The sequence below is a fragment of the Lachnotalea sp. AF33-28 genome, from assembly GCF_003477885.1.
In the GTDB taxonomy this organism is placed as follows: Bacteria; Bacillota; Clostridia; order Lachnospirales; family Lachnospiraceae; genus AF33-28.
This window is the reverse complement of sequence record NZ_QUEE01000001.1, coordinates 314,174-338,041: the sequence shown is the minus strand read 5'-3', so window position 1 is coordinate 338,041 and position 23,868 is coordinate 314,174. Positions and strand designations below refer to the sequence as shown.

The 23,868-nt window shown below is 49.4% G+C and carries 18 protein-coding genes; 11 read left to right on the top strand and 7 right to left on the bottom strand.

What is annotated here, in order from left to right:
• Nucleotide 1: 1 nt before the first annotated feature.
• Nucleotides 2-886, bottom strand: coding sequence for a putative ABC transporter permease (locus DWZ56_RS01400; RefSeq protein WP_118554781.1), 885 nt, complete (start codon nt 884-886; stop codon nt 2-4).
• Nucleotides 887-1,046: 160 nt separating this feature from the next.
• Nucleotides 1,047-1,295, bottom strand: a complete 249-nt coding sequence (spoIIID, locus tag DWZ56_RS01395) for a sporulation transcriptional regulator SpoIIID (protein WP_118554588.1) — start codon at nt 1,293-1,295, stop codon at nt 1,047-1,049.
• Nucleotides 1,296-1,711: 416 nt separating this feature from the next.
• On the opposite strand from spoIIID, the gene DWZ56_RS01390 reads away from it, so the two are divergent.
• From DWZ56_RS01390 to DWZ56_RS01380, 3 genes are all read left to right on the top strand, one after another.
• On the top strand, nt 1,712-2,707 hold the full coding sequence (locus DWZ56_RS01390) for a rod shape-determining protein (protein ID WP_118554587.1): 996 nt from the start codon (nt 1,712-1,714) through the stop codon (nt 2,705-2,707).
• Between the two features lie 175 nt (nt 2,708-2,882).
• On the top strand, nt 2,883-5,156 hold the full coding sequence (recD2, locus tag DWZ56_RS01385) for an SF1B family DNA helicase RecD2 (protein ID WP_118554780.1): 2,274 nt from the start codon (nt 2,883-2,885) through the stop codon (nt 5,154-5,156).
• Nucleotides 5,146-5,874, top strand: coding sequence for a ComF family protein (locus tag DWZ56_RS01380; protein WP_243095007.1), 729 nt, complete (start codon nt 5,146-5,148; stop codon nt 5,872-5,874). The genes recD2 and DWZ56_RS01380 overlap by 11 nt, the downstream gene beginning before the upstream one ends.
• Before the next feature lie 3 nt (nt 5,875-5,877).
• Here the strand turns inward: DWZ56_RS01380 and DWZ56_RS01375 are convergent, their stop codons facing one another.
• Together DWZ56_RS01375 and DWZ56_RS01370 are read right to left on the bottom strand one after the other, a co-directional pair.
• Nucleotides 5,878-7,344: an arylsulfatase gene (locus tag DWZ56_RS01375; RefSeq protein ID WP_118554586.1), complete on the bottom strand. Its 1,467-nt coding sequence runs from the start codon at nt 7,342-7,344 to the stop codon at nt 5,878-5,880.
• A gap of 24 nt (nt 7,345-7,368) precedes the next feature.
• Complete coding sequence (locus DWZ56_RS01370; protein ID WP_118554778.1) at nt 7,369-8,220, bottom strand: AraC family transcriptional regulator; 852 nt, start codon at nt 8,218-8,220, stop codon at nt 7,369-7,371.
• Nucleotides 8,221-8,597: 377 nt separating this feature from the next.
• Between DWZ56_RS01370 and DWZ56_RS01365 the strand changes: the two genes are divergently transcribed.
• From DWZ56_RS01365 to gnpA, 4 genes are all read left to right on the top strand, one after another.
• Complete coding sequence (locus tag DWZ56_RS01365; protein ID WP_118554585.1) at nt 8,598-10,028, top strand: carbohydrate ABC transporter substrate-binding protein; 1,431 nt, start codon at nt 8,598-8,600, stop codon at nt 10,026-10,028.
• 125 nt (nt 10,029-10,153) lie between these two features.
• Nucleotides 10,154-11,047 (top strand): carbohydrate ABC transporter permease, encoded by an 894-nt coding sequence (locus tag DWZ56_RS01360; RefSeq protein WP_118554584.1) that lies wholly within the window; start codon nt 10,154-10,156, stop codon nt 11,045-11,047.
• A 15-nt stretch (nt 11,048-11,062) separates the two neighbouring features.
• Entirely contained in the window at nt 11,063-11,905 is an 843-nt protein-coding gene (locus DWZ56_RS01355) for a carbohydrate ABC transporter permease (protein WP_118554583.1), read from the top strand.
• 102 nt (nt 11,906-12,007) lie between these two features.
• Complete coding sequence (gene gnpA / locus DWZ56_RS01350; protein WP_118554777.1) at nt 12,008-14,164, top strand: 1,3-beta-galactosyl-N-acetylhexosamine phosphorylase; 2,157 nt, start codon at nt 12,008-12,010, stop codon at nt 14,162-14,164.
• Between the two features lie 185 nt (nt 14,165-14,349).
• On the opposite strand, the gene DWZ56_RS01345 is transcribed toward gnpA, so the two are convergent.
• Nucleotides 14,350-14,934: a helix-turn-helix domain-containing protein gene (locus DWZ56_RS01345; protein ID WP_118554582.1), complete on the bottom strand. Its 585-nt coding sequence runs from the start codon at nt 14,932-14,934 to the stop codon at nt 14,350-14,352.
• A 422-nt stretch (nt 14,935-15,356) separates the two neighbouring features.
• Between DWZ56_RS01345 and DWZ56_RS01340 the strand changes: the two genes are divergently transcribed.
• From DWZ56_RS01340 to DWZ56_RS01330, 3 genes are all read left to right on the top strand, one after another.
• Nucleotides 15,357-16,550 carry a winged helix DNA-binding domain-containing protein gene (locus DWZ56_RS01340; RefSeq protein WP_243095005.1) on the top strand — a complete coding sequence of 398 codons (1,194 nt, stop codon included), beginning with the start codon at nt 15,357-15,359 and terminating at the stop codon, nt 16,548-16,550.
• A 13-nt stretch (nt 16,551-16,563) separates the two neighbouring features.
• Nucleotides 16,564-17,352: an APH(3') family aminoglycoside O-phosphotransferase gene (locus DWZ56_RS01335; protein ID WP_158584389.1), complete on the top strand. Its 789-nt coding sequence runs from the start codon at nt 16,564-16,566 to the stop codon at nt 17,350-17,352.
• 184 nt (nt 17,353-17,536) lie between these two features.
• The gene (locus DWZ56_RS01330; RefSeq protein ID WP_118554775.1) at nt 17,537-19,270 is read left to right on the top strand and encodes a glycoside hydrolase family 35 protein; all 1,734 of its coding nucleotides are present in this window, start codon (nt 17,537-17,539) and stop codon (nt 19,268-19,270) included.
• A gap of 203 nt (nt 19,271-19,473) precedes the next feature.
• On the opposite strand, the gene DWZ56_RS01325 is transcribed toward DWZ56_RS01330, so the two are convergent.
• Nucleotides 19,474-20,403 (bottom strand): helix-turn-helix transcriptional regulator, encoded by a 930-nt coding sequence (locus DWZ56_RS01325; protein WP_158584388.1) that lies wholly within the window; start codon nt 20,401-20,403, stop codon nt 19,474-19,476.
• Between the two features lie 37 nt (nt 20,404-20,440).
• On the bottom strand, nt 20,441-22,321 hold the full coding sequence (locus DWZ56_RS01320; protein WP_118554579.1) for an RICIN domain-containing protein: 1,881 nt from the start codon (nt 22,319-22,321) through the stop codon (nt 20,441-20,443).
• 146 nt (nt 22,322-22,467) lie between these two features.
• Between DWZ56_RS01320 and DWZ56_RS01315 the strand changes: the two genes are divergently transcribed.
• Nucleotides 22,468-23,805, top strand: coding sequence for an ABC transporter substrate-binding protein (locus DWZ56_RS01315; protein ID WP_158584387.1), 1,338 nt, complete (start codon nt 22,468-22,470; stop codon nt 23,803-23,805).
• The last annotated feature ends 63 nt before the right edge of the window (nt 23,806-23,868 follow it).

The following is a 23,868-nucleotide window of genomic DNA, read 5'->3' as shown; positions in this document are numbered from 1 at the left end:
CCTATTTTTTTATTTTTTTTGATTCATCCAGATATGCTTTCAAATCCTTAAGCGCATCATTAAACTTGCGGGACGATGCGTTGGGATTGCCCCGCAGCAGTGCTTTCTTGAAAAAATTAAAGTGTTCCCGTACAGACTCATATTCAGCGCTTTTTTCTTTCAGCGTTTCCAGCAGGCTGAAGTTCACAGGAGATGCCTCTTTCAGAGCCTCCAGCTGTTCCTTTGTATATGCCTTAAATGCGTCCATCTGTTCTAATGTTTTGTCCTTCAGGCCGTTTAGCTGATCCCTTGTTTCCATTTTAAACAAAGACAGCTGTACCTGGATCTTATCCAGCTCTGCTCGTATCTCTGTCATCTTATCCAACATCTTGCGGATGTCCAGAGCTGCGTGTACGGAAATTACCGTATCGGCGATAAACACGATGCTTACAGCGATGTCCACGATCCACAGGGCAGGCTGCGGCATACGAAATACCAGCTCCTCGATCGGCCTGTGAATGACCTGCGTTAACAGCAGCGTAAGAAATCCCCATGCGATGGACGAGGAGAGACAGATCACTCCCTGAAAATTAAAGCGCTGTTTGCTGTAATCCCAATATTTGACTTTAAACAGGGCTTCCATGCCCACACCCACAATATATTCCAGAATCGTAGCGCCGACCGTGCCGGCGATAAACGTCATTAACAGATTGCCCTGAAAGGGGATGGATACCCAGAGCATCATGATTGCCCCTGTGCCATAGAGCGGCAGAAGCGGCGCCCTTAAAAATCCTCTGTTTACGAACCTTCTGCTTAAGAAGGATACCCAGGAGGATTCAAATACCCATCCGATGAAGCAATATATGTAGAAGAAAATCAGCCATTGCAGTATACTGTAAGTGTACAAGTTTATCGCCCCTGTCATTAGTAATATCACCGGCAGAAAACCGGCGTCCAAACCGCTGCATTTTCCGGCAGCGTATCCGGCAGTCATGCTGATAGCATAACGCAAAACAGGGAAGTGTGTCAATCCTCTGATTGGAATTTCGTGTGGTAAATCTTTCTGATTATTTATGGAGGTACTTCTCTTTGGTCGCCATCCCTCCGCGGATATGGCGTTCAGACTTGTTGACATCCAGAACGATTCTGGCCTGGGATGCCAGCGCGGGGTTGATCAGCTCCAGACGGTCCGTCACATCCTTATGCACCGTACTTTTGCTGATACCGAATTGTTTGGCCGTCTGACGCACCGTCGCGTTGTTTTCAATGATGTAATTGGCGATTTCCACCGCGCGTTCTTCGATATAGTCTTTCATGGGGAATCCCCCTGCATTTAACTGTTTTTACAGTGTATGCAAAAGGACGGCCGTTCAGTACTTTCACCTTTCGGCACCCGGAAATCGTAGTTTCTATTGAATAAAAAAAATCCCGCAAGCGGGATTTTGATTCGGAGGGGGTGCCCGGCAGCCAGGCTGCCGGGTATGAGTATGAAAAAGCTCTGTATCACTTTTATGATACATGCTTATTATAAAGCATAATTGTGATTAAGTTATGTTCATAATATGAAAAAACAATAAAAATTTAAAAAACCTTTGAAAAACTGATCTTTTTGTATATAATATAAAAGAGTACGCGGCTGGCTACAGGAACTGCCGCGCGCATAACCCACAGGACAGAACAGAAATTACAGATAAAGATGAAATCATGGCAATAATCAGGAGGAAAAAAGAGAATGGCATTATCTACAGATATCGGAATTGACTTGGGCACAGCCAGTATCCTTGTATATATCAAGGGAAAAGGTGTGGTATTAAAAGAGCCATCCGTCGTGGCGATAAATCGTGATACGAATGAAATCAAGGCGATTGGCGAAGATGCCCGGCTCATGATCGGAAGAACCCCCGGTAATATCATGGCGGTGCGTCCGCTGCGCCAGGGAGTAATTTCCAATTACACCGTGACAGAGCAGATGCTGAAATATTTCATCAAGAAGGCCATGGGAAAGAGAACCTTAAGAAAACCCAGAATCAGTGTATGTATTCCCAGCGGCGCCACAGAAGTGGAGAAGAAGGCGGTGGAAGAGGCGGCTTATGCGGCAGGCGCCCGCGAGGTGGCCATCATAGAGGAGCCGGTTGCGGCGGCGATCGGTGCAGGCATTGATATTTCCAAGGCATGCGGCAATATGATCGTGGATATCGGCGGCGGCACATCCGATATCGCCGTGATCTCTCTGGGAGGCACGGTTGTCAGCACTTCGGTTAAGATCGCCGGAGATGACTTTGATGAGGCGATTGTGCGTTATATGAGAAAGAAACATAATCTTCTGATCGGTGAAAGAACCGCGGAGGATGTAAAGATACAGATCGGTTCCGCGTATAAGAGGCCGGAGCTGGCCACGATGGAGGTCAGGGGCCGTAACCTGGTTACCGGACTTCCCAAGACGATCACCATCACATCGGATGAAACTCTGGAGGCTTTAAGAGAGCCTGCCATGCAGATCGTGGATGCCGTGCATAATGTTCTGGAGAGGACTCCACCGGAACTTGCGGCGGATATCTATGACCGCGGCATCGTCATGACCGGAGGCGGCAGCCTTCTTAGCGGTCTGGATTCACTGATCGAGGAAAAGACCGGCATCAATACGATGATCGCGGAGGAACCGCTTATTGCGGTTGCGATCGGGACCGGAAGATTTGTGGAGTTTATGAACGGGGACCGTGAGGACTGACGGCGTTTTTAAAGGCTGTCAGGCAGGCGGAGCCCGGTGAATGGAAAAGTCTTATCAGAGGCAGGGGATGACATGCCTCTGATAAGACTTTTTGTGAATCAAGAGGAGAAGTCCCGCTGTTCGGCGCCATTTGCCGGACATGGCTATTAGCATAAGGCAGGAAGATGACGGATATATGGAAAAGGTTGAAGGATATGTGGAACATATCGTGTACCGCAGTGAGGAGACCGGCTATACGGTGATGGAGATCTCCTCCTCCGACGAGGAATATACGCTGGTGGGAACCCTTCCTTTTGTCAGTGAAGGGGAATATATTGAGGCCAGAGGTGAGTTTTCGACGCATCAGATGTACGGTGAGCAGCTTAAGGTGCTCGAATATGAAATCAAAGCGCCGGAGGACAGCGTGTCCATTGAGCGCTACTTAAGCTCGGGCGCGATCAAGGGGATCGGGCCGGCGCTGGCCGCCAGGATTGTGGGCCGGTTTAAGGACGATACCTTCCGAATCATCGAGGAGGAGCCGGAACGCCTGGCCGAGATTAAGGGAATCAGTGAGAACAAAGCCATGGAAATCGCCAGCCTGGTCTGTGAAAAGAGGGATATGCGTTCTGCCATGATGTTTCTGCAAAACTACGGCATTTCCCTTAATCTGGCAGCCAAGATCTACAACCAGTACGGCGCGGAGGTGTATTCCCTCATTAAGCAGAACCCCTACCGGATGGCCGACGATATCCCGGGAGTGGGTTTTAAAATTGCGGATGAAATCGCGGTTAAGGTGGGCATACATACGGATTCGGATTTCCGCATCAGAAGCGGCATCCTTTATACATTACTGCAGGGCTTAAGCAATGGGCATGTGTATCTGCCGGAGGAAGAGCTGGTCAGAAATACCAGCAGCCTTCTGGGGGTGGAACTAAGCTCGATCGAAAAATATCTGATGGACCTGACCATTGAAAAAAAACTCATCGTCCAGAAAGAGCCCGAGGGGCGGATTGTCTACGCTTCGAAGTACTATTATATGGAATTAAATGCGGCAAAAATGCTGCATGATCTCAATATCGGCTACGATGTGCCGGACATTGAACTGCAGCAGAGGCTTAGCAGGATTGAGGCCCAGTCCGATATCGTGCTGGACACCCATCAGCGGGAAGCGGTGGCAGAGGCTGTAAAAAATGGCCTTCTGGTCATCACCGGGGGACCCGGCACAGGTAAAACCACCACGATCACCACGATCATCCGGTATCTCGAACAGGAGAACATGGAGATACTGCTGGCTGCGCCCACGGGCAGAGCGGCAAAGCGCATGACCGAGGCCACGGGTTATGAGGCCAGGACGATCCACCGCATGCTGGAGCTCACTGCGGTGCCCGATGAGAGTCCTGAGAGCGGTCGGTTTGAACGCAACGAGCAGAACCCGCTGGAGGCGGATGCGATCATCATCGATGAGATGTCCATGGTGGATCTCAATATTCTGTATGCGCTCTTAAAGGCTGTCCCCGTAGGCACCAGGCTGATCCTGGTGGGGGACGTGGACCAGCTGCCGAGCGTAGGGCCCGGGAATGTGCTGAAGGATATCATTGAGTCCGGCTGCTTCCATGTGGTGAAGCTGGAGAAGATATTCCGGCAGGCCACTTACAGCGATATCATTGTTAATGCCCACAAGATCAATCAGGGTATTCCGATCGATCCGGCCAAAAGGAGCAATGATTTCCTGTTTATCCGCAGGGACGATCCCAATTCGATCATTAATGCTACCATCACGCTGATCAAGGACAAACTGCCCGGCTATGTCCATGCGGGCATGCATGAGATTCAGGTGATGACGCCGATGCGCAAGGGAATTCTGGGCGTGGAGCGGCTCAATTCCATCCTCCAGGAGTACTTGAATCCTCCCGCTGATAAGAAGAGAGAAAAGCAGGTGGGCGGCACCGTTTTCCGGGAAGGCGATAAAGTCATGCAGGTGCGCAATAATTATCAGATCGAATGGGAAGTAAGAAGCCGGTACGGCATACCCTCCGACCGCGGGAAAGGCGTATTTAACGGAGACATGGGAGTCGTGAAGGAGATCAATCTTTTTTCGGAAGAACTCACGGTTGAGTTTGATGAACACCGTCTGGTCACCTATAGTTTTAAGGAGCTGGAAGAGCTGGAGCTGGCCTATGCTATCACCGTGCATAAATCCCAGGGGAGCGAGTATCCCGCGGTGATACTGCCGCTTCTTAGCGGCCCGCGCATGCTGATGAACAGAAATCTGCTATACACCGGAGTCACCAGAGCAAAATCCTGTGTTTGTATCGTCGGCTCAGTGGGCGCGTTTCAGGAGATGGCTGCCAATGAAAAGGAACAGAAGCGCTATTCCGGTCTGGACCGCCGCTTAAAGGAAGTGGAACAGTCCGGCACCGATTCCGTCGGCGGCACCTTCAGCGGCATGGGCGGTCTGTTTGGACAATAGAAAGGAAAAGCCTTTGATAAGCACACTGATTGATCTTTTATATCCGCACAGATGTCCTGTCTGTCATGGGATCGTTTCTTCTAAGGGGCAGCTTGTCTGCCCCGGCTGCCGCGGCAAACTGTCTTATGTCACGGAACCGGTCTGCAAGAAATGCGGCAAGGAAGTGGATGACGATAAAGAGGAATACTGCCCGGGCTGCAGGAAACGCATGCCGGGGTTTCGCCGGCAGATCGCCCTGTTTAATTACAATGAAGCGGTAAAATCATCCATGATGAAGTTCAAATATAACAATAAACGGGAGTATGCGGATTTCTATATAGAAGAGCTGCTGCGCCTCCATGGAAGAGACCTGCAGGAAATGCGCATTCAGGCTATTGTGCCGGTGCCCGTCCACAGCAGCAGGCGCAGAGAGCGAGGCTATAATCAGTCGGAGGTTTTAGCCCGCCGGCTGGGACGCCGCCTTAAAATCCCGGTCTATCCACATGCCCTGATAAGAACCAGAAAAACACTGCCCCAGAAAGGGCTGGGCAGCGCGGGAAGGCTGCACAATCTGGAAAAGGCCATCTCATGGGGCAGATGCGCCCGCCTTCCCGGCACCGTTTTGCTGATTGATGATATCTATACCACCGGAGCTACGATGGAAGCCTGCGCCAGGGCTTTGAAAAAGGCCGGGGTGAGGGAGATATACTGTGTCAGCATTTGTATCGGTGAGATCTGATCGTTAAACTTCATTACGGCGGTTTCTAAGAAAACTTAGTACATTCAGTGGCCTGCGTCCGGTGATGAGTTTCTGTCCGTCCGTATAGCCTTCCTCTCTTCCATCCAGCGATTCTATGAGTTTGGTTCTAAGCCAGCCGATGCGTTCTTTATATGTCTCTTCCCCAATTAGGTTATGAAGTTCACGGGGATCCTCCTTCAGATTAAAATACTGTTCTCTGCCGGTCTGTGAGTACCAGATATATTTATCTTCGGCGGTCACTATAAATTGGTTGGAATTTATGCCGGCCTCATGTTCCCCGTGCAGCCACCGGCGCGGTTTTTCTTCGCCTTTCAGGATGCGGATCATGCTGCGGCCGTCTACGCTGCCGGGAATTTGGCGTCCTGCCGCATCAAGCAGGGTGGGCATGATGTCCCTAAGCTCCACGACGGCGCTGCTTCTGGTATTTCGTGCGCTTCCGGTCAGTTCCTCCTTTCCGGAAAGAATCATGGGCACATGGATGCTGCCCTGATAAGGTCTGGATTTGCGGAACAGATGATGGTCACAGAGTTCTTCCCCATGGTCTGAGGTAAACAGAATCAGGGAATCCTCATACACGCGGTGCTCCACCAGCGCCTGAATCAGCCGGCCGATCTGGTGGTCTAAGTGGGTAATGCAGGCGTAATAACCGATCTGAGCCTGGCGCATAAGCTCCGGATCGATGGGACCGGTGCTGGAGTCGAAGATGCGTCCGGACTGCTTTAATGCCCCGTCATCTACCCAGTCTCCCAGCGCCGGCGGCGTCAGTTTTCTGTCTTTATAGAGATCAAAATAATACTCCGGCGCATCGAAGGGCGGGTGGGGCCGCAGATAGGAAGCCATCAGAAAGAACGGTTTCGTCGTATCCCGTCTCCTCAGGAAATCGATGCATTCCGAGGTCACCCAGTTGGTGGGGTGATATTTTTCTTCATAGATCCAGGGCCGCGCCACCCAGGAGTTGCATTCCATGCCGGTATCTGTTACATCCGCTTCGATTCCCAGCTCATTTTTAAGCCAGTAGAAATAGTCGTCCGCAATTTTCTGAGATTCATAATAAGGCGTATCCGGATAGCGGTAGCTGTGCAGGTAGCCGTCATGGAGCCTTACATTATGAAAGCCCATGAGGCTGCGCAGAGGATGCACATGCATTTTGCCGATGCACTGCGTATGATATCCGGCGGCGGCCAGCTCCCCCGCCATCGTGACCGGATAATCCCAGTCCAGCATATCTTCATAGCCGACTCTGCCATGATGTTCCTGGCTCATTCCGGTATGGATGGCTGCCCTGGCCGGTATGCAGCTGGGACATGAGGAATATGCGTTGTCAAACACTGTGCCGCGGGCGGCGAGCGTATCCAGATAGGGCGTCTTGACATCCGGATGCCCTGACGCTCCCAGGCAGTCGCCCCGCAGCTGATCGGTCATGATCAGGATGATATTTGGCTGTTTCATATAAATTTCCTCCTATGCTCTGTTTTATTTGTTTTTCTGCTCCTGCGGACTGTTCCGTTTCCTATACTGATTAGGACTAAGCCCCACCGCTTTTTTAAAGATCTGTGAAAAGTAGGACTGTGAAGCGAATCCGGTGCTGGAGGCAATCTGCGCGATGGAGTGGTTGGTGTTGCATAACAGATCCATGCTGGCCTGGACGCGTTTCTGAATCAGGTAATTAATCGGGGACAGCCCGGTATATTTTGTAAAGGAATGCACAAGATAGTATTTGTTCATATGGGTGACATCAACCAGCGTATCCAGCGTGATATTCTGCGCATAATTGGCGTCCAGAAACCGTTTGGCCGCGGCGCATTCCTTGGACATCCTGGAGGAAGGCACCGTGTTAATGCCCAGATCGTGAGTGCGGTTGATATAAAGGATCAAAATTTCCAGGATATTCTGGCAGATGGTTTCATGATGCGGGTTTTTCTCCTGTATTTCCTGCAGCATGAAGTTCAGAAGATAGGTCAGCTGGTTCTTTTCTGCAGAAAAATTGTAGAGGCCGAAATTTTCATTCTCGAACTTCTGATCAAAGGTAAAGATAAGGCCTTCTATGCCGAACACGATATATTCCAGCGGGTTGGCGTTCATGGATTTTTCGGTGTGTTCAATATGCGGATTGACAATCACCAGATCATTGGGGCTCACGGTGAAGAGCCTGTCTTCTATTAAGAAGTTGCCTGTACCGTTTAACACATAGAAAAGCTCCGTGAAGTGATGGGTGTGGGGCAGGCTTTGCCAGTCCCCCTCATATTTGGAAGTGGTGACATAGAGCAGGCGGAAATCCGTCTTCTTCAGCTCATCCACATCCAGGTTGTAGCGTGTTACTCCCATAGTTCCTCCTTTTCCTGTCACCAGCCGAAGGCTGATGACCTGCGCGCACATCAGTGCGCTACCTCATTCCTGTCACCAGCCGAAGGCTGATGACCTGCGCGCACATTAATGTGCTAACGTTTTAGTATAAAGATGCGGAGATTGACAATATATATAAAACTTAATTGTGGAAAGTGCTTACAATAAAAGCATTTGTAAATGCTACATTGTATATTATAGAATGAAACCGGTGAAAAATAAAGATAAATTTAGCAATAAAAACAATATATATAAAAAATGCAACAATAAATGAATTGAATATTGGTAAAAAAATCAATATACTATAAGCATAACGAAATGAACTTGTGCATTATGCTAAGAAAAGGAGGAAATTTGTAATGAAAAAAGTGTTATCATTACTACTGACGGCTGTGATGCTGATCACAATGCTGGCAGGCTGCAGCGGTAAGCCGGAGGAATCCACAGCGGCTCCCACAACCAAGGCTGAGACAGAAACGACTGCAAAGGGTGCGGAAACAGAGGCGCCCACAACAGCGGAGGCCACAGGCGATCCTGTCACATTAAACCTGGCCATCTTCAAAGGCGGTTACGGAGACGCTTTCTGGGTGGCGGTTACGGAAGCATTCACAAAGCAGTATCCCAATGTTACCTTTAACATTGACTGCGATCCTTCCATCGGTGAGAAGGTGAACTCTTCCATGCTGGCCGGCGATGTACCGGATTTCATCTACTGCCCCAGCAGCAACCCGTCCGGACTGGCACAGAGGCTGATCAAGGATCAGGCGCTGGCAGATCTGACCGACGTATTTGAAACCGCGGAGTTAAAGGGCAAGATCCTGGACGGATTCCTGGATACCTCCCTTTCCCAGCCTTACGGCGACGGAAAAGTATATCTGGCTCCGCTGTACTATACCGCCAACGGACTGTTCTACAATGCCACACTCTTTGAAGAAGAGGGCATGAAGGTTCCGGCGAGTTGGGATGAGTTCTTCGCACTTGGTGATGAGATCAAGGATAAAGAGATCCAGGGACAGAAGAGAGCGCTGTTTACCTATCAGGGAGGCAATGCCCCCGGGTATATGGAGACCGTGATTGTTCCCCTGATTGTATCCCAGATCGGCGTGAAGGGTATGGATGACTGCTTTACCTATGTGGAAGGCGCATGGAATAACGACGGTGTCAGAAAAGTATTTGAGACAGTTGCCAAATTAGGATCAGGCGGATACCTGCTTGAGAACACCACCGGCATCGATCATACTACAGCGCAGACCGCTGTTATGAACGGCTCCGCACTGTTTGTACCCTGCGGTTCCTGGATTGTAGGCGAGATGGCCGAAATCAAGGGCGAAGAGATCAACGGCAAGGCTTTTGAATGGGGTTATGCTCCGATTCCTTACTACAATGCAAGCGATGACAAATATCTGATGTCCAGCGTAGAGGAGGTTTATATCCCCGCTGCAGCAGAAAATGTTGATATGGCCAAAGAATTCTTAAAATTCCTGTATTCGGAAGAAGCGATCAAGCTGAACGCGCAGACCACCGGCGGCATTCCGCCTGTAGTTGGAGCTACCAGCCTTGTAGCGGATGTTCTGGATCCGCTGGTTCTTTCCACATTCCAGGCATTTGAAGAGGGCTATATGCCTTACATCGGCGGTTTCGCGGCAGTTGACAGCGAAATCGTTCCCAAGAAAGAATTCTACGGACATGTAAACTCAGTGGTTGATGGCAAGGAAACTGTGGATGACTGGATCGCAGCTTCAGATAAGATTTCTGATGATGTAAGAGACTCTTTAGTAACAGCTGAATAAATTCATAATAAGACCGTTGCGGCGACGTGACATATGATCAGAACTTGATGCCTGAATTGTCTTTGACAGTCAGGCATCAAGTGGTTATGGGTGAAAGTAATTATGTGTGAGAGGTGGTATCTGGAATGAAAGGATTAGCCGGAAGAAAGAAAAAAGAAAAAATGTTTCTGGCCTGCTGTGTCGCGCCGGCGCTGATCGGTTTCTGTATATTCATATTGTATCCGGCGATACAGGTGTTCAGAATGTCGCTCTATAAATGGAGCGGCGGCACGGGCAAAAAGACATTTATCGGACTCGACAACTTCACAACCCTGTTTGCCAATAAATCTTTCCAGCTGGCATTCAGAAATACAGTGTTTCTGATGGTATTCGTCACCATCGTCACGATGGCCTTTTCGCTGTTCTTTGCGGCGGTAATCAGCAGGGGCAAGTTAAAGGAAGGCAATTTCTACAGAGTGGTTCTGTTTTTCCCCAATGTGCTCTCCATCGTGGTGATCGGTATTATTTTTAAGAACCTGTTCAACCCTGTGACTGGAATTGTTAACTCCGCCTTAAAAGGGCTGGGAATGGTGTCGCCGCCCAACTGGTTCGGTGACAGCCGCTATGTGCTCTGGGTGATCGCGCTGGCGATGATCTGGCAGGCGGTAGGCTATTATATGGTCATGTATATCGCGGGCATGGACGGAATTTCACCGGAGCTCTATGAGGTATCTGATCTGGAAGGCGCCAACCGCCTCCAGGAGTTCTTTAAGATCACCCTTCCGCTCATTTGGCCGACAGTCAGGACGACGCTGGTGTTTTTCATCCTGTCCACAATGAATATGAGCTTCCAGTTCGTTACGGTTATGACCAACGGAGAGCCCCAGGGAGCGTCTGAGGTGCTGCTGTCCTACGTGAACCTGCAGGCATTCAGCAACGCAAACTTCGGCTATGCGATGTCCGTATCCGTAGTGGTATTCCTGTTCTCGTTTGTCCTGGCGATCCTAGCCCAGGTGTTGACGGCCAGGAAAGACAAATAGAAGGGAGGAGAAAAGATGAGTAAAGAAGCCAAACGCAAGATAGTCCGGATTTTACTTAGAGTGCTGCTGTTTGTAGCGGTGATACTCGTTATCCTTCCTCTGGTATGGACGTTTATCTCCTCACTGAAGGACAACAATGAAATTTCGCAGTATCCCCTGGCTCTGCCGGCGGTGCTGCAGTGGAATAACTTCGCTCGTGCCTGGACGAATGCGGACATAGGGGCGAACTTCATGAACTCTATATTTGTAACTGCCCTGTCCATGGCGCTGTCACTTTTGATGGTGGTTCCTGCCTCTTACGCGCTGGGCAGATACTCCGGAAAGGTGCTGAATCCTATACGCGCCCTTCTGATGGCGGGCATGTTTATCCAGAAGAACTATCTGGTTGTTCCGCTGTTCATGCTGCTCTTGAATTTTGGGATGCTCAACAGCCGCATCGCGATGTGTGTGGTGTATGCGTGTACGACGCTCCCCTTTTACATTTTTCTGATGTCAGGATTTATGGAAGGCGTGGACAACGCGTATGTGGAAGCAGCCAATATAGACGGAGCCGGCCATTTCCGAACGATGGTGAGCGTGGTATTCCCGATGTGCAAGCCGGGCGTGGCCACCATGCTGATGTTTTCCTTTATGGAGTACTGGAACGAATACATTCTGGCTCTCCAGTTCTTAAGGGACGATTCCAAAAAGACTCTGCCCGTCGGCTTAAAGAACCTGATGGAGCAGGCGAAATATGCGACGGACTGGGGCGCGCTGTTTGCGGCCATGGTGATCGTTATGATTCCGACGATGATATTCTATCTGCTGGTACAGAAGAAACTGACTTCCGGCTTGAGCCTGGGCGGTTTGAAGGGCTGATCGTCGGCGCGGTTATGCAGTGTGAAAGAAAAGTATGCCGGCCCGGCACAGGGGGATATGCGCCCGGCCGGCATACGGTTGAACAGGAAGGACATGATTGATATGGAACACATTACAGGAAGATTGACTCTCCCCACCGATGTGGACATGGTGAAGGAGACAATAGAATTAAAAGAGCTTTTAGGCGCTGATGCGCTTAGAGACTGTGACGGCACCAATATGCCGGAAGAGCTGCTGAAACTGGACGGCAAGATTTATGCGACGTATTATACCACCCGGAAGGACAATGAGTGGGCTGAAAAGAACCCGGAGGAGATCCAACAGGAGTATCTGATCAGCGACAGGCTTACCGCCAGGGGGGATACCTTGCGGATTGAACTGATGCGAGGATTTCATACCGAACAGCTGAAGGTGAATACGATTGATGACCCCAAGCGCTGGTGGGAGGTCATTGACCGCACTACGGGAGAAGTGGTTCCGGCGGACCGGTGGTTTTACGATGAGAGCACCGGCGAAGTGGAGATCTGCACTGTGCCGTATCATCAGTATACGGTGAGCTTTTTAGCTTTCCTGATCTGGGATCCGGTCCATATGTACAATTTCATCACCAATGACTGGAAGGACGCGCCGCACCAGCTGACCTTCGATGTGCGTCAGCCCAAAACCCAGGCATATGTGAAGGAAAAATTGAAACGCTGGTGTGAGGAAAATCCCAATGTAGATGTGGTGAGGTTTACCACCTTTTTCCATCAGTTCACACTGACCTTTGACGATCAGAAGCGTGAAAAATATGTGGAGTGGTTCGGATACAGCGCCAGCGTGAGCCCCTATATACTGGAGCAGTTTGAAAAATGGGCAGGTTATCCTTTCCGTCCCGAATACATTGTGGATCAGGGATACCACAATTCCATATTCCGGGTGCCCACCAAAGAGTTCCGGGATTTCATAGAGTTCCAGCAGATCGAGGTGAGCAGGCTGGCGAAGGAGTTGGTGGATATCGTGCACGGTTACGGAAAAGAAGCCATGATGTTTCTTGGAGATCACTGGATCGGTACGGAACCCTTCGGCAAGTATTTTGCAGATATCGGGCTGGACGCGGTGGTCGGCTCAGTGGGGGACGGCGTTACGATGCGCATGATTTCGGATATCAAAGGCGCCAGATATACGGAAGGCCGTCTGCTGCCCTATTTCTTCCCGGACGTGTTCAACGAGCACGGTGATCCCATCGGTGAAGCGCAGGACAACTGGCTCAAGGCCAGAAGAGCCATCCTGCGTTCCCCTTTGGACCGCATCGGTTACGGCGGCTATCTGAAGCTGGCCATAGAGTGGCCGGGCTTTGTGGATGAGATTCAAAAGATCGTGGGAGAATTCCGGCAGATTCATGAGAATATGGATGGGACCGGGTCCTATATGGCGCCTTTTAAGGTGGCGATCTTAAACTGCTGGGGCAAGCTGCGCAGCTGGATGTGTAATCAGGTGCACCATTCCATCTGGCACAGAGAGATTTATTCCTATGTGGGAGTGATCGAATGCTTAAGCGGAATGCCCATTGAGGTGGAATTTATAGACTTTGAACAGGTAAGACAGGGGATTGATCCTGATATCCGCGTCATCATCAATGCGGGGGATGCATACACCTCCTGGAGCGGCGCCGAAAACTGGGTCGATGAAAAGGTGGTTACAAATATCCGCGCCTTCGTGGATAATGGCGGCGGCTTCATAGGGGTTGGCGAACCCAGCGCCTGCCAGTTCCAGGGCCGGTATTTCCAGCTTTCGGATGTGCTGGGCGTGGACCGCGAGATGGGATTTTCCCTAAGCACCGACAAGTATAATGCTATGGATCCTGACCATTTCATACTGGAGGATATCGAAGGGGATATCGACTTCGGAGAAGGCATGACACGCATCTATGCCCAGGGTGATCACTACCAGATCCTGAACATGGATCAGAAGTACAGCCGTCTGGTGGTTAATGAATACGGAAAGGGGCGCAGCGTGTATTTCGCGGGTCTGCCCTATTCCCCGCAGAACTGCCGTATCCTCTTAAGGGCGATCTATTATGCGGCCCACAGAGAGGAAGAGATGAAGAAATATTATGTGACCAATGTGGAAACCGAAGTTGCAGTATTTGAGAAGACAGGCAAAGCAGCGATCATCAATAACTCCCGCGAGCCGAAAGAAACAGAATTCTATGTGGAGGGCGTGCAGAAATGCAGGCTGTCCCTGGAACCGATGGAGATGCGGTGGGTGGAGATTTAAACAGGTACTGTAGAACAAAGGTGCGCTTTGTGCACATTTGTGCGCATCCTGCCGCCGAGCGCAGCGCAGGGGGCCAATAGGAAAGAGAGAGACAGCTGTTGTTGGCTGCCTCTCTCTTTTCACTTATGGTGCGCCTGGCGGCGCACGTTTCTATTGGTTTTGGGGCCCGGCGAGAATGGGCCGCTTTACACCCGTCTGCCCGGTTTGGCAATCTTAGACCGGCGTTTCTGCACGCCCTGTGTTAACAATGCGATTCCGACTATGAGCACGATGCTTAGAATCAGCAGCAATGCCCCAAGGCGGTATTCCTCGATGAAGGTGCCGTAATCGTAGCCGAGCACATCGCCGCCGCCATGATACCAGATCTTGCCGTCAGGTCCCTGCCGTTCAACGATCACATGGACCTTTATCATTGTGGACATCACCCATATGGTCAGATGGCCTAAAGTACCGATCCCGGTCATTACCGCGCCTGATATGATCATAGCCAGCCCTTGTTTCCGGGCCTTCGGTCGGTTAGCCGCCTCCGGAGAGACGGACATACTGCCCATCTGCCCGGTCAGATCTTCCTCCAGTTCATCCTTTAACAGATAGTCAATGGAAACGTTGAACAGATTGCTTAGCTGTATCACATTATTGGTGTCCGGCATGGATTCGCCCAGCTCCCACTTTGAAATGGCCTGTCTGGACACATTGACACAGGCCGCCAGCTGCTCCTGTGACATGCCTTTGGATTTTCTTAGGGTCTGAAGCTTTTCTTTAAATGTCATAATGTTCCTCCTGCTCTGCGCGGACGAAAATCATCGCGGTTATAATATCTGCCGATATTATGCCATGTCAGCAGGCTGACATAGCCCCTCCGGGGGATGCGCATGATTTTCAGAGGAAAATGTCCGCTGCGCGGACGAAAATCAGCGCAGGTATAATATCTGCCGATATTATACCATGTCAGCAGGAATGCAGTCCATCAAACGTAGCTGGAAGTTGCGCAACCAACGGTTGCAGTATGCTGAAACAGGCTGTCATGGATGAAAGAAATTGATATATTTAATAAATTATGTTAAATTGAATGTATATTTCAGAAAAGCACAATTATAATGCTGCACCGGTTTTCCGGAGCTGTTGCGGCTGGTTTATGCTGAAATGAAAGGACTTAGCTTTCGATCTCCGGCAGAAAAGAGGAACGTGTATATTGGCAGACAGCATAGATACGAACAATATAATCGCATACCGTCTTCATTCTCATCATCTGGACACAAAGGCTCCGATGAAAGATCTGACGGAGTCGGCCGGCGCCTGCGGTCTGCAGAACTCACCCCCAGGTGCCTGGGAGACTGCGCTTTTTAACCGTCTGGAGGGTGTGTCCCTTCTCGGGTTACAGGACGCGCTGTACCGGGAAAAGAGCGTTGTGCAGGCCTGGAGCTATCGGGGAGTTCCGGTGGTTTTTCCTGCGGACCAGACGGATCTGTTTCTGACTGCACTGATTCCTAAGGAAGGTGAAGAACCGTGGATCTATACGCGCGGGATTACGCTGGCATTGGATTGTGTCCGGATGACTTTTGATGAGCTGCTGCCGATGGTGATTTCGGCGGCCGGATATCTCGGGCAGCATACGGTGAAGAGCAAAGAGATCCTGGACCGGGTGCTTGCCGATATAGTATCCGGTCGGCTTCCGGCGGATAAAAAAAAGCTGTGGCAGGGGCCGTCCATGTATGGGAGCCCGGATAAGCAGACGGTCGGTGAGGCGATTGTGTCCTTCATGCTCCGTCCCTGTTCCCATCTGTCCCTGGTTGTGTTCGGAGAGCGCGAAGGTATCAGCCCGACATTTACCTCGTTTCAGAACTGGATGGGACACAGTCCTGTACAGACAGCGGATGCGGGTGCAAAGCTGGTCAGAAAGTATCTTAGCTGTTACGGCCCCGCGGGAGAAAAGGAATTGATGACCTGGCTGGGATGTTCGCCGCAGCAGGCGCGTCGGCTGTGGAATACGGTGAAGGAAGAACTGCGGCCGGTAAAGGTAAACGGAAAGCTCCGATATATTCTGGACGGAGAGGAACAGAAACTGCGTCAGGCAAAGACGGATGAAAACAGGATTCTCCTGCTGGGAGCTCATGACCCATATCTAGATCTGAAAGACAGAGAGCTGATCCTGGAGGATAAGGAAAGGCAGAAGGCCGTCTGGAGGACTGTAGGAAATCCGGGTGCGGTGCTTAGGGGCGGTAAGGTGATCGGCCAGTGGAATGTCAGAACACAGAAGGATCGCCTGCACATTCAAATAAAACTTTGGGAGCATATATCCGCTGCGGAATATAATAAAGCGGAACAGCTTGCGGATGAATATGCGGCATTCCGGCAGGCGAAGCTGGTGGATCTGCGGATAGATTAAAAGGAGGACGGCATTGGAAATCCCTTACAGTATCAGGAACATAATCGGTGACAGGCCTTATTCTGTAGACTGCGTGGGCATGTCGGATGCACAAGTAATCTGCTTTGAGGATATGGTGCTTAAGATCGGGCCGGAGCGGGAGGAGTCGGTCAATGAATTCCGCATGATGGAATGGCTGGCCGGCCGGCTGCCGGTGCCGGAAGTCTTAAGTTATGTCTGCCAGGATGGCAGATGTTATCTGCTCATGAGCAGGATTGACGGCGTGATGGCATGTGACGGGCAGATGCTTGAGCAGCCAAAGCGCTTGGTCAAACTGCTGGCGGAAGGGCTGCGCATGCTTTGGACAGTGGATATATCACACTGTCCCTCCGACAACCGATTGGACCGGAAACTGAAGTGCGCAGAGGCACGTGTCCTGAACGGCCTTTGCAGCATTGAAGATGCGGAGCCGGATACCTATGGGCCCGGGGGGTTTGAAAGCCCGAAACAGCTGCTGCGGTGGCTGAAAGAACACAAGCCTGTGGAAGATCCGGTCTTCTCTCATGGGGATTACTGTCTTCCCAATGTCTTTTTTAAGGACGGGAAGGTGAACGGGTTTATCGATTTGGGCCGGAGTGGAATCGGCGGCCGCTATCAGGATATCGCCCTGTGCTGCCGGAGCCTGCAGCACAATACTGCGGGCTGCTATGGCGGGAAGGTATACGATGAAGCATTTGACCTGTCGGCGTTTTTTGAAGAATTACAAATGAAGCCGGACTATGATAAAGTGAAATATTATATATTGCTGGATGAATTATTCTGATTAACAGAGCCGGTGTGCCGCCGGTGAAAAGGAGAGCTTATGCGCTGCGCCCCGCTTGGGAATATAGTGTAACAATTTGAAAATAATTTAAAAGAAATTTTGCATACACACTGATATAATCAAGATAATGGGGAGTACCCGGCTGCCCTGTTTAACCGGATTAAATGCGCGAAAGGACAGGATTATGGATAAATTTGAAATAAAAGACGATTTTTATTTGAATGATAATCGAATTAAAATAATTTCCGGAGGAATGCATTATTTCCGGATTCTGCCTGAGTATTGGCGTGACCGTCTTGAGAAACTCAAAGCATTGGGCTGCAATACCGTAGAGACTTATATTCCCTGGAATCTTCATGAAAAGCATAAAGGAACTTTTGACTTTGGCGGTATGCTGGATGTTGCCAGATATGTGAAGACCGCGCAGGAACTTGGCCTTATGGTGATTTTGAGGCCCTCTCCCTATATCTGCGGAGAATGGGAATTCGGCGGTCTGCCTTATTGGCTGCTGAAGGAAGACGGGATGAGGTTAAGATGTATGTATGAACCGTACATCCGGCACATCAGGGATTATTATAAAGTATTATTTGAAGTGATTGCCCCGCTGCAGATCACAAGAGGCGGCCCGGTAATCATGATGCAGGCAGAAAATGAATATGGCTATTACGGCGATGATTCGGCCTATATGGAATTCATAAAAAATCTCATGATTGAAAACGGCTGCGAAGTCCCTCTCGTGACCTCGGACGGCCCATGGGGTGAGGCCTTCGAACACGGAAAAGTGGAAGGCGCTCTGCCGACCGGGAATTTCGGCTCAAAAGGCAGGGCCCAGTTTGAATTAATGAAGAAAAAGATAGGGAATAAGCCTTTGATGTGCATGGAGTTCTGGGTTGGCTGGTTTGATTACTGGGGTGGAGAGCATCATACCGGCGACCTTGAAGAACATCTTAAGGATTTGGATGATCTCCTTACAGAAGGGCACGTCAATATCTATATGTTTGAAGGCGGCACAAATTTCGGCTTCATGAATGGGGCCAACTATTACGAAAGACTGGAACCGGATGTCACTTCCTATGATTATGACGCGCTGCTGACTGAGGATGGACGAATCACTGAAAAGTATACGGAATTCCGGAAAGTCATCGGCAGGTATGCCGCTTTGCCTGATGTACATTTGAGCTGCAGCATAAAGAGAAAGGCGTATGGGGCGTTCGGAGTTACAAGAAGCGCCGATCTGTTTGGTAACCTTGATCATATATCCGTTCCCGCTGAAAGCATCTGTCCGGTCTGTATGGAAAAATTGAACCAGGGCTATGGCTATATTCTTTATGAAAGCAATCTGCCTGGGTTAAGCCGCCTGGAAAAGATACGCTTATGGAAAGCGAATGACAGAGCGAATATATTTCTGGACGAGCAGCCTGTCCTGACGCTTTATGACAGGGAGCTCCTGTCAGAGCAAACGGTGGAGAGTGCGGCGTGTACCTCCGGAAAGCTGGATATTTTGATGGAAAATATGGGACGCGTGAACTTCACTCCCATTATGGAGGACCAGAGAAAAGGCATAGACGGGGGGATACAGGTAAACGGGCACCTGCATTTCGGATGGAAGATCTATCCGCTGCCAATGGAAGACCTGACAGGGCTGGATTTTTCCGTTCCTGCGAGGGCGGGACTGCCCGGCTTTTATGAATTTGAGTTTGAGATCCCGGATCCGGCCGACACATTTCTGGATACAGAAGGCTGGGGAAAAGGCGCAGTGTTTGTCAACGGTTTCAATATAGGACGGTTCTGGGAGATCGGGCCTCAGAAAAGACTTTATGTACCGGCGCCTCTTTTGAAAAAGGGAAGAAATACGCTGGTGATATTTGAAACGGAAGGAAAATCATCCGGGTCCATCCGGTTTTGCGACAGGCCCTGAATCCGGCACAGAGGAGTGCCGGAAGATGACATGAATTACAGGGAATACATTTCGGGAAAGTGAAGAAACGCCGGCGAAATAAGATGCCGGCGTTTCTTGTTCAATAGGAAAATACGACCTATTGAACAAAAACGCTCCGCTTGGGATCGCACTGCGGCGGGAAGGTATTGGCGCGCATTTTTGCCGGCACAGTTGACCAGGTTTTACATCTGCGCGAAGGACAGCTTAAGCTGCTTTTTATACTGGCTTGGAGTAAATCCAAGATTTTTCCGAAAAACAGTTGTGTAATAATTAACGCTGTTAAATCCTACCAACCCCGCTATATCCGTGATGGAATAATCCCCGCCGCTCAAATATTCCTGACTTTTGAGAATCCTGTAATTTGTCAGATACTCAAAGGGCGTACAGGAGAGAGTACGCTGAAAAAGCCTGCTGCACTCTGATTTGCTGATGCTGCCGCTCCTTGCGATATCATCCAGAGTGATATCGTACTTATAATTAGTGTGTATAAACGACAATATCTTATTGGTCAGATTCTCGTCTTTAGATGAAACCCTTGGACTGCGGTCATGGGCGTCCTGCACGCCGCCGTATAAGATTGACCATATATTTACAAAGCGTCTGTGTATCTCTAACTCATAGTTGAGGGAAGGGCGGGTTAACAGTTGGATCGCGGCGGCAAGCTCGTCCAAAATATTATTTCCGAAACTGTTATCTCTGTTTAAGAGGATGAATCCGGTCGATACCGCATCGATCACAGCAAGATAATATTTGTGAAACAGTATGGATCTGCTGTCCCCGTAAATCAGTTGCGGGCTGATGATGATCGTTCGGTATAGCCCGCATTGACCGCCGTTTTTCTTAACCTTATGAAGTTTATTGGGAAAAATAATATATCCTTCATTTTCATGAACCGTAATCACATCATTCTGTACGGTCAGCTCGATAGAACCCTTTAAGACGACAGCAAATTCTAATTCCAGCTGCCAATGCCATTCTACGGTGCCCCCGGCAAAATCATCGATGTTATCATAAAAAAGCTCACATGGAAAGCCATATGTACCGTAAGAAAAAACCGCCTGGTTGCCCGAAGTGACGGGAACCCTTCTCTTATTATTGATTTCATTGCGCATAAAAATCACCCGTTGTAACTGATAACCCGCCTTTGTTTTAATTAATTGCTTCGAATTTCCACTGTTGGTTATCATATCCGTGATAATCATACTGGTCAATATTATTGCCGTTCGTCATATCACCGTTTCTGACACCTAACGCTTTGCTGCTGTTTTTATTGATAATGCTGAAGTAGCCGTTGTTCAGGTCAACAACCTGCCAAAGCTGATTGTTATCGCCGTTTGCCTGCCATAACGCCATGGTGGTGCTGTTGTTTGTTGAAGCGCCGGGCACATCCAGCATTTTGGCCGCATTGACATTCGCGATGTAATATTCACCTGAATCGTTGACGATGAATTTCCAGCCCTGGCTGATACTGCTGCTGTCCGCATCCATGATCACAACAGCTGCGCTGTTATCAGGGGAGGAATTCTCCACATCGATCACCTTTGTGTTGTCGCTTTTATTCACAATTTTATAGGTTGCATTTCTGTCAAAAGCCGGTACGGCGTTTGTTGTGACACCGTTTATCACGTATGTGGTAATGGACTGGGGCGCGGCGTTTACCTGTAAAGAATTGTTCTGAATGCTGATATCACTAAGCTGTGCAAGATTTTCGGTGGGAGATGTCCTGTATGCGCTTGCACTGTTTCCCACAGTCGTAAATTTGGACAAATCAATATCATAACTGTTCTGTGACTGGGAATCGTTGATCACAACTAACGTCAGGGTATTTGTATTTTTGTTTAAAGCAGCGAGAATATTGGAATCATTGGCGCCGATGATCGTGGAGCCCGGCCTGATAAACTTGGAGTAATTGGCCATTCCATAGTATTGCTTTGTGATTTCATAGCTCTCCTCGCCTTCAAAACTGGCATGGATGAATCCCCAGTTATTCACATTGAATTCTTCTTCCACAGCCTGCCAGTAGGTCCAGGTCTCCACCTGCATTTCCCGGACGTCGTTGCGGATCTTGTGGGCCAGCTCTAAGGCGCTTTCAATCGCGTTATGGTCGTGATCCCCCACGCCGACGCCGTATTCGGACTGCGCCAGCCGTTTGCCGTTGCATAATGCTACTGTGTTGAGATACAGGCGCTCTGTTCCGTAATAGGAATGGGTATTGATCTTGTCAATGCTGGCTTTTGCATTGCTGTCGTAGGAGTTCCATGAGGATAATGTTGAATTGAATTCAAATCCCTCCGGTCCCGCAAGAGTGACATCCGATAATCCCTTGGCAACGAAAGTTTCCTTTAAAACTTTGAAAAATGCATTCTGCTCTTCCTGGGTATAGTGGCAGCCTTCCTGTCTGTTGTTCACTTCCCACCAGGGCCCGTTGGGCTCATTGATCGGGGAAATGGAGTCGAAGGTAATGCCGTATGTATCCTTAAATAACAGATATACATCCGCTAAATAAGCTGCGAAGTCGTCATAGTATTCAGGCTTTAAATTGCTGGTGCCGTTCGTATTTCCGGCGGAACACCCGCTGTAGGTCATCCAGTGAGGCGGAGTCTTTGCAAAACCTTCAACAATGTTTACGCCGCGTTCAATCGCTTCATTCAGTATGAGGCGCTGCGTTGCATCGGCAGAATAGTTCCACACTCCGGGTTCAGGCTGGTAACCTTCAAGGTTAGCACCGTTGCGCATATGGACATGGGTCGGATCGTCGCCACCACCGATATTGTACCTTGCTACATTAAATCCTAATCCGACAGTATCGTCAAATATGAGGTCCAGTATTTCTCCCTGCTTTACGGTATCCTGCCACCCGCCGATGGCATTTCCCCACCAGGACAGTGAAGTTCCCCAGCCTTTAAAGGTTTGATATTCATATTCCGGACTGATGGTTACGGTGCTCTGCGCCTTTGCGCTGGAACCCATTGAAGTCAATAACAGTACTGCTATAATTAAGAAACTAAAAAATCTCTTTGCATTATGCACAATGCAATCCTCCTTTTTTAAAGAACAATACAAATAGTTAGACAAATACAATTTACAAAACCTGTTGACATACGAAAATTTGTATGATAAAATGTAAACGTTTACAAATGGTGATTAAATTATACTAAATAATGGAGGGTATGTCAATGCCACAAAGTAAAAAAATTAGGGTATTTATGATCGCGATGGTTATGATACTGGTGCTGTCGGCATGCAGCACATCGTCAAACGAGACGAAAGTTCCTGACAGCAGCAGCGCAGAGACAGGCGGTGCCAGTACGGCCGCGGCGGACGGAGAAAAGGTGGAGTTAAGGTTTCTGTTATGGGGCAACCAGCAGGAGATTGACAGGAAAACAGAATGGACTGAAGAGTTTAACGCTCAGAGCGACACCATTCATGTTAACCTGGAAGCGATCCCGGAAGGTTTCCACGAGAAATTAACGGTACAGCTCTCATCCGGCACCTTAGCGGATCTGGTTCAGATTGCCGGTGATTTCGGTGGTGAATATTTTAAGGATGATGTGTTTGCTCCGCTGGATTCTTACATAGAAAAAGACGGGCTGCAGGATGCGTGGGTGGACAGCCTGATGAGCGGACTGTCATACAATGGCAGCGTTTATGCGGCGCCGTGTACATTCTATTCAGGATTCATCATCTACAACAAGACAATGTTCGAGGAAAACAATGTTCCCCTTCCGACAAATGACTGGACAGAGGAAGACTTTCTTGCGGCGGCAAAAGCTTTGACAAAAGGCGAGGGAGACAGCAAGGTATGGGGAGTGGACTTCTCATCCTGGTGGGCATATTCTCTTGCAAGAAACCTGTACGACGGCTACAAAGCCTGGGAGTGGGAGACCGGTACTATGACCGCGGATACACAGGGTTTCAGGGACGGCGTCCAGTTTATCACGGACTTATACCAGGTGCATCAGGTTTCGCCGACTCCGACGATGGCCGGCGATGTGGGCGGAACATTTGAAAACGGTAAATTTGCAATGACAATAGGGGCTTCCTGGGATATGGCGAGCTTTAACGAAGCGATAGGCGATAGTTTTGAATGGGATATCGTGACCTTCCCCAGCAATCCGACATATGGGCAGTGGAGGTCTCCGTTGTGGACCACAGCGATTGGTATGTCTGCGGATACACCTTATAAGGATGAATGCTGGGAATACATCAAGTATATGTCCGCAGGAGAAAAGGTACAGGGCGAGATGGAGATCATTGGTCTGCCTGCTTTAAAGGCCATCAGCGAGGACAGTGAATTTATCAATACGATTCCGGATGGCTGGAAAAAGTTTAACAAATCTGTTTTCTTTGATGCGCTTGATTATGCGGTGGACGGTGTGGTTCTGAATGAAATTCAGGATGAAATTATTAAATACGAATTGGAATTGCTGTTTGCAGGTGAACAGGACATGGATACTACGCTGGAAAATATCCAGACGAAAGGCCAGCTGAAATTAGACAGAATGAAACAGTAATCTGATTTTACCCGGTATCACTCTTATTGATTCACCCAACTGCTCTGTGCAGGTGCGAATCGG

What these genes read in the sequence shown, in the direction of transcription:
- DWZ56_RS01370 (WP_118554778.1), bottom strand. Translation starts at nt 8,220, where the DNA reads ATGGGAGTAACACGCTACAACCTGGATGTGGATGAGCTGAAGAAGACG.
- gnpA (WP_118554777.1), top strand. Translation starts at nt 12,008, where the DNA reads ATGGAACACATTACAGGAAGATTGACTCTCCCCACCGATGTGGACATG.
- DWZ56_RS01325 (WP_158584388.1), bottom strand. Translation starts at nt 20,403, where the DNA reads ATGCGCAATGAAATCAATAATAAGAGAAGGGTTCCCGTCACTTCGGGC.
- DWZ56_RS01355 (WP_118554583.1), top strand. Translation starts at nt 11,063, where the DNA reads ATGAGTAAAGAAGCCAAACGCAAGATAGTCCGGATTTTACTTAGAGTG.
- DWZ56_RS01345 (WP_118554582.1), bottom strand. Translation starts at nt 14,934, where the DNA reads ATGACATTTAAAGAAAAGCTTCAGACCCTAAGAAAATCCAAAGGCATG.
- DWZ56_RS01375 (WP_118554586.1), bottom strand. Translation starts at nt 7,344, where the DNA reads ATGAAACAGCCAAATATCATCCTGATCATGACCGATCAGCTGCGGGGC.
- DWZ56_RS01360 (WP_118554584.1), top strand. Translation starts at nt 10,154, where the DNA reads ATGAAAGGATTAGCCGGAAGAAAGAAAAAAGAAAAAATGTTTCTGGCC.
- spoIIID (WP_118554588.1), bottom strand. Translation starts at nt 1,295, where the DNA reads ATGAAAGACTATATCGAAGAACGCGCGGTGGAAATCGCCAATTACATC.
- DWZ56_RS01365 (WP_118554585.1), top strand. Translation starts at nt 8,598, where the DNA reads ATGAAAAAAGTGTTATCATTACTACTGACGGCTGTGATGCTGATCACA.
- recD2 (WP_118554780.1), top strand. Translation starts at nt 2,883, where the DNA reads ATGGAAAAGGTTGAAGGATATGTGGAACATATCGTGTACCGCAGTGAG.
- DWZ56_RS01390 (WP_118554587.1), top strand. Translation starts at nt 1,712, where the DNA reads ATGGCATTATCTACAGATATCGGAATTGACTTGGGCACAGCCAGTATC.
- DWZ56_RS01315 (WP_158584387.1), top strand. Translation starts at nt 22,468, where the DNA reads ATGCCACAAAGTAAAAAAATTAGGGTATTTATGATCGCGATGGTTATG.
- DWZ56_RS01330 (WP_118554775.1), top strand. Translation starts at nt 17,537, where the DNA reads ATGGATAAATTTGAAATAAAAGACGATTTTTATTTGAATGATAATCGA.